The following is an 850-nucleotide window of genomic DNA, read 5'->3' as shown; positions in this document are numbered from 1 at the left end:
GGGGTGACCCATTCGAGGGTTCCGGGCGCACCGAGGATGGATTTTCGGCCTTCAACCACCGCATCGTCAACGTCTCGTCCGTGAGCGATTGCGGAGTAGAAGCCCCGGGCGAAGTCGATCGCAGCGCGGTCGCTCACGCTGAACTGCATGGCGGCCACCGCGCTGATGCCGCCACGCACCAGAGCGGCGGCGGTTCCGGAGAACACATCCTGGGATCCTTCTTCGCCGGAAGAGCAGGAGTTCAACACCACCAGCCGAAGAGTGCCGTCGGGCTGATACAGCAGGTCGGCCAGTTGGTCGGCTCCCACCAAATTCGCCTGGCCGCCTTCACCAACCAGGGCGATTTGACCCTGATCCGTGGTCGTGTCGTAGTCGCCGTGGCCGATGAAGTGCAGCACATGCCACTTTCTGGGCGCTAACAACTTATCCTGCACATCATCCCAACTGGCCTGCACCAACCACTCCAGTTCGACCAGACCCTCCCTGATCGGCCCGGCCAACGCCTTAGACAGACGCTCCTGCTCAGCAGCAACATCCAAAGCGGGCATCCCGCGCGGTGAGGCGACCAGACCCAGCACCCGCAGGGGAGGGGTCACCTTCAAAGGTTCGGGGGTAAAGGGAGCGGGCACGTGCCGCACCAGCGGCTCCTTGCGGCAGATGTACGCGTCGATCTCGGCATCAAACAACGCCTCCCACGGCAGTGCGGCAAGCTGCGGTGCGGTCAGGCGCAGCACCACCCGCAACGGTTCACCGCGCTGCTGCGCAACACCCAGGCTGGCCCGATAGGAGCCCAACACCGGACCGCTAAACAGCGTCTCGAACAACTGCCGTCCCACTTCACGCAGCCGCT

Annotated in this window: 1 protein-coding gene; it reads right to left on the bottom strand. The window is 64.2% G+C overall.

The window, feature by feature from the left end; genetic code table 11:
* Positions 1-824 (bottom strand): CHAT domain-containing protein (locus tag A5692_RS18325; protein WP_197514500.1); only part of this gene is annotated, 824 nt, incomplete at its 3' end.
* Positions 825-850: the final 26 nt, after the last annotated feature.

The sequence above is a fragment of the Mycobacterium sp. E342 genome (assembly GCF_001667665.1).
GTDB lineage: Bacteria > Actinomycetota > Actinomycetes > Mycobacteriales > Mycobacteriaceae > Mycobacterium.
The sequence above is the reverse complement of the archived record's forward strand: the minus strand, read 5'-3'. Positions and strand labels throughout refer to the sequence as shown.